General features: G+C 59.0%; 8 protein-coding genes. 5 read left to right on the top strand and 3 right to left on the bottom strand.

The window, feature by feature from the left end:
- Positions 1 to 17: 17 nt before the first annotated feature.
- On the top strand, positions 18 to 1133 hold the full coding sequence (locus tag F4X57_12655; GenBank protein ID MYC08000.1) for a hypothetical protein: 1116 nt from the start codon (positions 18 to 20) through the stop codon (positions 1131 to 1133).
- On the opposite strand, the gene F4X57_12650 is transcribed toward F4X57_12655, so the two are convergent.
- On the bottom strand, positions 1130 to 2521 hold the full coding sequence (locus F4X57_12650) for an amidase (protein MYC07999.1): 1392 nt from the start codon (positions 2519 to 2521) through the stop codon (positions 1130 to 1132). The two genes, F4X57_12655 and F4X57_12650, sit on opposite strands and share 4 nt — an antisense overlap.
- Positions 2522 to 2576: 55 nt before the next feature.
- Here F4X57_12650 and F4X57_12645 point away from each other — a divergent pair, with 55 nt between their 5' ends.
- From F4X57_12645 to F4X57_12635, 3 genes are all read left to right on the top strand, one after another.
- Positions 2577 to 3014: a hypothetical protein gene (locus F4X57_12645; GenBank protein MYC07998.1), complete on the top strand. Its 438-nt coding sequence runs from the start codon at positions 2577 to 2579 to the stop codon at positions 3012 to 3014.
- Positions 3015 to 3189: 175 nt separating this feature from the next.
- On the top strand, positions 3190 to 3630 hold the full coding sequence (locus F4X57_12640) for a hypothetical protein (protein MYC07997.1): 441 nt from the start codon (positions 3190 to 3192) through the stop codon (positions 3628 to 3630).
- 36 nt (positions 3631 to 3666) lie between these two features.
- Positions 3667 to 4110: a hypothetical protein gene (locus F4X57_12635; GenBank protein MYC07996.1), complete on the top strand. Its 444-nt coding sequence runs from the start codon at positions 3667 to 3669 to the stop codon at positions 4108 to 4110.
- 16 nt (positions 4111 to 4126) lie between these two features.
- On the opposite strand, the gene F4X57_12630 is transcribed toward F4X57_12635, so the two are convergent.
- Both F4X57_12630 and F4X57_12625 read right to left on the bottom strand, forming a co-directional pair.
- Positions 4127 to 5104, bottom strand: a complete 978-nt coding sequence (locus tag F4X57_12630) for a zinc-binding dehydrogenase (protein ID MYC07995.1) — start codon at positions 5102 to 5104, stop codon at positions 4127 to 4129.
- Positions 5105 to 5262: 158 nt separating this feature from the next.
- Positions 5263 to 6336 (bottom strand): PQQ-dependent sugar dehydrogenase, encoded by a 1074-nt coding sequence (locus F4X57_12625; protein ID MYC07994.1) that lies wholly within the window; start codon positions 6334 to 6336, stop codon positions 5263 to 5265.
- Between the two features lie 441 nt (positions 6337 to 6777).
- On the opposite strand from F4X57_12625, the gene F4X57_12620 reads away from it, so the two are divergent.
- Entirely contained in the window at positions 6778 to 7149 is a 372-nt protein-coding gene (locus F4X57_12620) for a DUF423 domain-containing protein (protein MYC07993.1), read from the top strand.
- Positions 7150 to 7158 lie beyond the last annotated feature (9 nt).

The raw sequence follows: 7158 nt of genomic DNA, 5'->3' as shown, positions 1-7158 counted from the left end.
ACTGATAACTCACTCCCATGTGCATCCAAAACACCTTACAACAGAAAATAGCCAACCTCACCAACGACGGTGAGACCATAGCCATGTTCTTGGCAGACACCTTGCAAAGCGACAGCTATGCCATCAAGCACTGCCACAAGTTGGACGCCGCACGCCTGCTATCCAAGTACGGCTTCGCGCAAGTCGAAGGCAAAGTCATACCCTTCGACCCAACCGGCGACGAACCATCAACCGACAACTCTGAACTGATAACTGATAACTCTAAACTGACACCCACGCTCAGAGACATCGTAGCCTACCCCATTGCCCGATACATCCGAGACCGCACAAACGAAGGCGAAACCCTAGTCGAAGCCCTCTGCGACATAATCCACGACGACGGAGAATACGACAGTCAAGCAGCGCAGGGCTTCGGATACGGTGGAGTCCGCCCGCCCGCAAAGCCACACCACAAGCTCGCAGCAGCAAGCGAACTCCTGCGCCGCGCATTCGGCGAGTCCGCCAAACGCCGCAGGTCCGCATCCTACGACCCCGAAGCGGACTTAGACGACGCAGCCCCCATCAACGGACACTTGGCAAAGCTAGTCCGAGACAAGACAAACGGCGGCACGGAAGCCGCAGAACTCCTCATACGCATAGCCGAAGACGACCGCAGCGATGGTGACTGGACAGCCGCGCACCGCGTAGCAGCCGCGCGTGAACTGCTCCACCGCGCCTACGACCTCAACTACGAAGCCGTAAGCTGGGAGCATGTGCAGGCATACAAGCAAGCCACCGACTTCGCAGATGAAGGCGCGACCCTTGAACACGCCCGCATCCAAGCCGGACGCAACGCGCTGCTCCGCGAATTCAACGAAGCATACGAGTCCGGCGACGAAGAGGCAGCGCAAGAAGCCGAAGATAGGTACAACGCCTACAACCGCTACATCACGGAAGGCAAAAGTCCCGAAGACGCAATGGCATTCGCCACCTGTGGCCCCAACGACCCCGACCCTGAAGACGAGCAGGGAATGCACGACGGCAATCTGACCCGCTACAACCTCGTAGGGGCGACCGGCCGGTCGTCCCACACCGCAGCAGCCCAAATCCCCACTCCCAGGCTAACCATCCCCATCAACAACCGCAGCCCCTAAAAAATCTTGTCCATCGGTGTTAGATGCTCATCCAGTGCCCGCTCGCACCAGGCGGCTGTGGCTAACAGGCGCGCTTCGGCGAAATGGGCGGCGACGAGCTGCACGCCCATCGGCATGCCGCCTTCGCTCAATCCGGACGGCAGCGTTATCTCCGGGAAGCCGCCGAGCGTCCATGTGGCTTGGAACTTTGGGTCGCCGGTGGTCTCGCGGCTTGGCGGCGCGGGCGCGGGCGTGGTCGGCATCAGCAGTGCGTCATAGCCCGGCATGCCCGCGTGCACGGCGCGCGCGAACTTGCGCTGGAAGTGCTTCGCCTTCAGGTATTCCAAGCCGGATGTGGCAAGACCACGCGCTACCAACTCGCGCACATTCGCCGAATAGTCGTCCGCGCGAGTGGCGAAGTTGTTCTCGTGCACCTGTGCGCCTTCGACATCCATCAGAGTGCGCTGTGCGGCGAGCGCGGCGTCGAAGTCCGTGTTCAGCGTAACCTCTTCGACATTCGCGCCGGCGTCTCGCAGCTTGTCTGCGGCGGCGAGCGTGTTCGCGCGCGTCTCGTCGTCGCACTGCTCCATGAAGAACTGCAGCACGATGCCCAAGCGCGGCGGCTTGACCTGCGACTGCGCCGCCTGCAAGTAGTCTTCGGTTGCACGCTCCGACGAATCCGGATCGGCGATGTCGTGCCCGGCGAGCGCGTTCAGCATCAGCGCCGCGTCCGCCACGCTGCGGGTGATGGGCCCCATCGTGTCCAAAGACTCCGCGACCGGATACACGCCATACCTGCTGACGCGCCCGAATGTCGGCTTCAGCCCGACGACGCCGTTGTACGATGCCGGGCGCACGATTGAGCCGCCCGTCTGCGAGCCGAGTGATGCGGGGAACATGCCAACAGCCGCGCCCACGGCAGAACCGCTGCTAGAGCCGCCGGGCGTGTGCGCCGCGTTCCACGGGCTGATGGTGGGCGATGGATCGCCGCACGCGAACTCGGTCGTAATCGTCTTGCCCATGATAATCGCGCCTGCCTGCCGCAGCAGCGCGACCGTGGTGGCGTCGTAATTCGGCACGAAATCCGCGAATATCTTCGAACCGCTGGTCGTCAACACGCCGCGCGTAAAGTATATATCCTTGATGCCCACCGGAACGCCGTGCAGCGCGCCACGAACGCCTTCCGCCGCGAGTTCCGCGTCTCGCTGCCGCGCCGATGCAAGGGCGGCAGCGCCGTCTAGCGTAACCCAAACCTTCAGAGCGTCATCGAGCGCATCGCACCGCGCAAGCAGCGCCTCCATCAGCTCCACCGCAGAAAATTTCCCGCCATGTATCCCTTCGGCAATCTCCACTACGCCAAGCTCATGCAAATCATTCATAGCGTCATCCCCTTTATCATGTCCATCCATGTCGTCTGTCTAACTGATATACTGACGAACTGAAAGACTATTCACGGAGTATATTATGCCCAGACTCACTAATGAGCAAATGATCGACTTTCTGACCGGCGGCGCGCACCTGATGAAGCTGGCGACGCTCACGCCCGAAGGCTGGCCCTATGTCGCGCCCGTATGGTACGACTACGACGGCGAGGCGTTCTATGTCGCCGGCAGACGTACCGCGAACTGGGTGGCGCACCTCCGCGACGACGAGCGCGTGTCGTTCTGCATCGACACCTGCGACGCTCCGTATGTCCGCGTGGTCGTAGAAGGCACGGCGGAGATTGTCGATCCCGCGTGGATGGGCGATTGGAAGCACTGGGCGGTGCGCTATCGCGGCGAGGAAGAGGGTACACAATACTACGAAGAGACCAAACACATGCCCCGCGCCTACATCCGCATCACGCCGCGCAAGATAACGACTTGGGCAGGACCGGGCTGGCATCCACGCTATCAGGAGTAGGGCAAGTTTAACATGTCCCTTCCCCCCTAGAGGAAGGTTAGAGCCTGCCCTTGCGAAGATAGGGATGGGTGAAAGACGAATCGTTCTTATACGCCTGCCCGCCACAGGATATAATCCGCGCAAGGTCGCGGCGATTCGCGTTCCGTCTATCTTTAGGATGAAAGGAGAATGTCTAATGCACATAGCCCGACGGATTATCGGAGCCGTCCTCATCCTGCTGGCAGTGCTTGTGGCAGTCTATTTCGTCGCTACGGAGTACGATGTCGTCTCCAGTTCGTTCGCGCTGGCGAGATTGAGCTGGAGCGTGCTGAACTACCTTATGGCGATTGGCATCGTGCTTGGAGTTGTGTTCGCATGGATTCGCAAGCGCGCCGTCGAAGCCGAAGGACTGTCCAATAGCATCACGCGCCCGTACCTTGAAGCCAATGTCCTTTTCTACGCCTTCATGTTCACCGCGCTGCTCTTCTTCTGGAACTGGTTCGACAGGCTTGCGGGCGGCGATGTATTCCAAGAAAGCGTTACGAGGCGTCTGGCGTGGATTATGCTGGATGCGATATTCCCGCTGATTTCGGGCGCAATGGGCATGTACTTGTGGCGCGGCGGCAACGATAGTTAGACTAGCTGAAAGTGAGCGATGAAAGGAGCAGTGAGCATGGACATCATCAGGCGAATCGTAGGGATATTCCTCTTGATAGTTGCGGTCGCGGTCGCAGTTCATACCATAGTGGAGCCGCTGTACTTCGACAGCAGGCTGTCCGAAAGCGGATACAACGAATCTATTTGGGCGATACTCAATCCGCTGATGGCGCTTGCCGTGATACTGGGCGCGATATTCGCATACTTCCGCAAGCGCGATGTTGGCGGCGCGGGCGATGACACGGTTACGCGTGAGTTCCTGACGGCAAATGTCGTGTTCTACGGCTTGTTGTTCATCGGCATCCTGTTCTTCTGGAACTGGTTCAACCTGCTCAGTGCAGCTTACAACGCCATAGGGCCGGACGCCATTTCGCTGACATGGATTGTCATAGATGCCGCGCTGCCCCTTCTAACGGGTGCGCTGGGCATACACCTGCTGCTTGATGGCGCGGACGGCTAGACAAAGTCCCTGCCTGCTAGAATGTCAGCGACACTTTCAGCGCGCCGTCCTCTCGCGACTCCGCGAGATCGAACGCCTCTTGCACGCGCTCGACCGGGAATTGGTGCGTTACGAACGGTGCCATGTCGATTTCACCATTCGTGATGTAATCCGCAGCGAGCTGGAACGCAGGCAAGCCCGGCTCGTCCTGCGCGCCGAATGTCGTGTACATGTCAAGGCGCTTTCGGAAAAATGTGTCCCAGTCAAACGGGACGCGCTCCATTGTGGGCGGCAGCCCGAACACGGCGACCGTGCCGAGCGGCTTGACTATTTGCAGCGTCTGGTTCAGTGTTTCGACGCTGCCGCACGCCTCTATGACCACATCCGCGCCTTCTCCGTCCGTCAGGTCTAGCACCGCGTCCGTAGCGCGGTTGCCCGTAACGTCGATCGCGTGGTCAACGCCCATGCGTGTGCCGTGTTCGCGCCGCGCTTCCACCGGCTCCACCGCGATAATCTTATGCGCGCCAAGCCGCCGCAGCATAAAGTCGTGGAACAGCCCGACGGAACCTTGTCCCAGCACGGCGACCGTCTTGCCCAGCAGCGGCGGCAGCTTGCGCGCGCCGAACACCACCGTGCCGAGTTGCTGCGCCATCAGCAGGTGCGCGGGCGGCACATCGGTCGGCAGCTTCAGCAAAAACTGCTCTTCGACCATCTGAAAGCCGGCGAACACCTTCGATTTCCAGATGTTCGGCGCGGTCAGCACGATGTCGCCCTCGTTCAGCGAGGTATCGCCCGGATCGACCACCTCGCCCACGCCTTCGTGACCGGGGTAGCCCGGCGGCAGCGGGAACTCGTAGGCATTCCAGCCCATATAGACGATGTGCAAGTCGCTGCCGCAGATAGAGCCGAGCATAGTCCGCACGAGCGCGTGGCCCGGCTCAAGCGCGGGAATCGGCACATCCTCGCAGCGCAATTCCCGCAATCCGGTCGCAATCGCCGCCGGCATCATAGCCATGTTGTTATTCCTTTCCGCTCCGTCAAATCAAGCGTCTGATACAATCGTTGTTGCCGTGTAATACTGCCAGAGATTGTGAACCGACGGCGTAGCGGTGTCAAGGAAGTGGCGCGAGCGCTAACTGCAATTGGCAGAGGCTCGGACGCCGCTTGCCGATACTATGAGTCAGGTGGAATTAGTCGATAGATGCCGCCGTCGAAAGACAGGATAAAAATTTCTCCAGCCTGCTCTTCGCCAAATGATGATATTTCCAGCCTGCTGTCCACAATTTCGAGATGCTCGGTGATTTTCGCGCCGTCGTATCGCAGCGCCCAAATCTTCCCGCTGCAGAAGTCTCCGTAGATGTAAGCGCCATACAGCGAAGGCAGCCTCTTGCCACGATAGACATATCCGCCCGTTACTGAGCATCCATCCTCTCTGCCATATTCGGCTATGGGCATTTCAAGCCCTTGAACATCGCAGCCACGACTGGGCTTGAAGCACGAACTGCCTTCCATCGTGTTCCAGCCGTAGTTCAGCCCACGACTGACGATGTTCACCTCCTCGAGTCTATTCTGCCCCACATCCGCCATCCATAACTCGCCGCTCTCCCTGTCGAACGAGAAACGCCACGGATTCCTGATCCCATACGCCCATATCTCTCTCTTCACCCCCTCGCTGCCGATAAACGGATTGTCCGCCGGAATGGAGTACGAACCGCTTTCGTCTAGCATGCTCACATCTATGCGAAGAATGGAGCCGAGCAGTGTGGACAAGCTCTGACCGTTGCCTTGTGGGTCGCCCCGACTGCCGCCGTCGCCAAGACCGATGTAAAGGTATCCCTCGGGACCGAACGCTATTTGTCCTCCGTTGTGATTGGAATAAGGCTGCTCAATTTCCATAATGATGCGCTCGCTGTCCGCATTCGCAATGCTGCCGATGGAGTGCGCCGTAAATCGAGATAGCACAGACCTCCGGGGATTCGTCGCCGAGTAATACACATAGAAATAACCGTTGGCGTTGAAGTCCGGGTCGAACGCAAGCCCGAGCAGCCCTTCCTCATTGCCCCTGTCGCTTACGCGCTCGCGGATATCCAAGAAGATGCTTGCCGTTTCCACATTCTGGTCGTTGGCAAATGTCATTATAATTCCGGGCTGAAGCAAGACGAACAGTTGATTGCCGCCGTCGTCTGGGTAAGCCATCCCGACCGCGCGCTTGAAGGACAGATTCGGAAAAACTCGCTCGACTCTCATCTTTTGCAGCGGCTCAGGCAGGATTGACAGTGACAAGCTATCCTGAATTTTTGAGGACGCAAAAGTGGGAGACGCCGTGGCAGTTATTGCGTCAGCAGTGTTGATAGAATCCAAAGCCTGTACAGGCGTCGGCGTCGATACGAAAACAAGAAGCGGAGTCGTTGCAGTCGGCGAGGGTAAAACAGCAGACGTCTCCGTTGTTTGCTGAACGGATGTTGCCCCTGTATTCGCGCACCCGACCGCCGCCGGAAGCGCCAACAGAGCCAGCAAAGCAATCCACAATCTCATACAATGAATTATACCAATTCGTCGGTCAATCCATCCAAATGCGTTTTGTCAGCTTAGTCGGCAATGCTACAATTAACCGGACTCGATAATCGTATCTACCAACGACGATTCTACCAACGACAATCACCTGACAACTTAACCTGCTGACAGACTATGCCTCGCACTATAATCGCAATCGCCGCCATCTTTGGGCTGCTCGCCGTCATAGCGGGCGCGGCGGGAACGCATGCGCTGCGCGACACGTTTGATGCGGACGCGCTCCGCACCTTCGAGACTGCGGCGCGCTTTCAGATGTACCATGCCCTCGCGCTGCTTGCCGCCGGGCTGCTGGCGCTGCGCTGGCAGACGCGCGCGCTCACCATATCCGCAGCGCTCTTCACGCTAGGCACGATACTATTCAGCGGCAGCCTGTACATACTCGCGCTGTCCGGCATCGGCATCTTCGGCGCGGTCGCTCCGGTGGGCGGTCTGTGCCTTATGGCGGGCTGGGCTTCGCTTATCGTCGCCACGCTTCGCCCAAAATAATCCCTTCTA

Source organism: Chloroflexota bacterium (assembly GCA_009840355.1).
Lineage (GTDB): Bacteria > Chloroflexota > Dehalococcoidia > Lucifugimonadales > JADFKI01 > Bin90.
The sequence above is the reverse complement of the archived record's forward strand: the minus strand, read 5'-3'. Positions and strand labels throughout refer to the sequence as shown.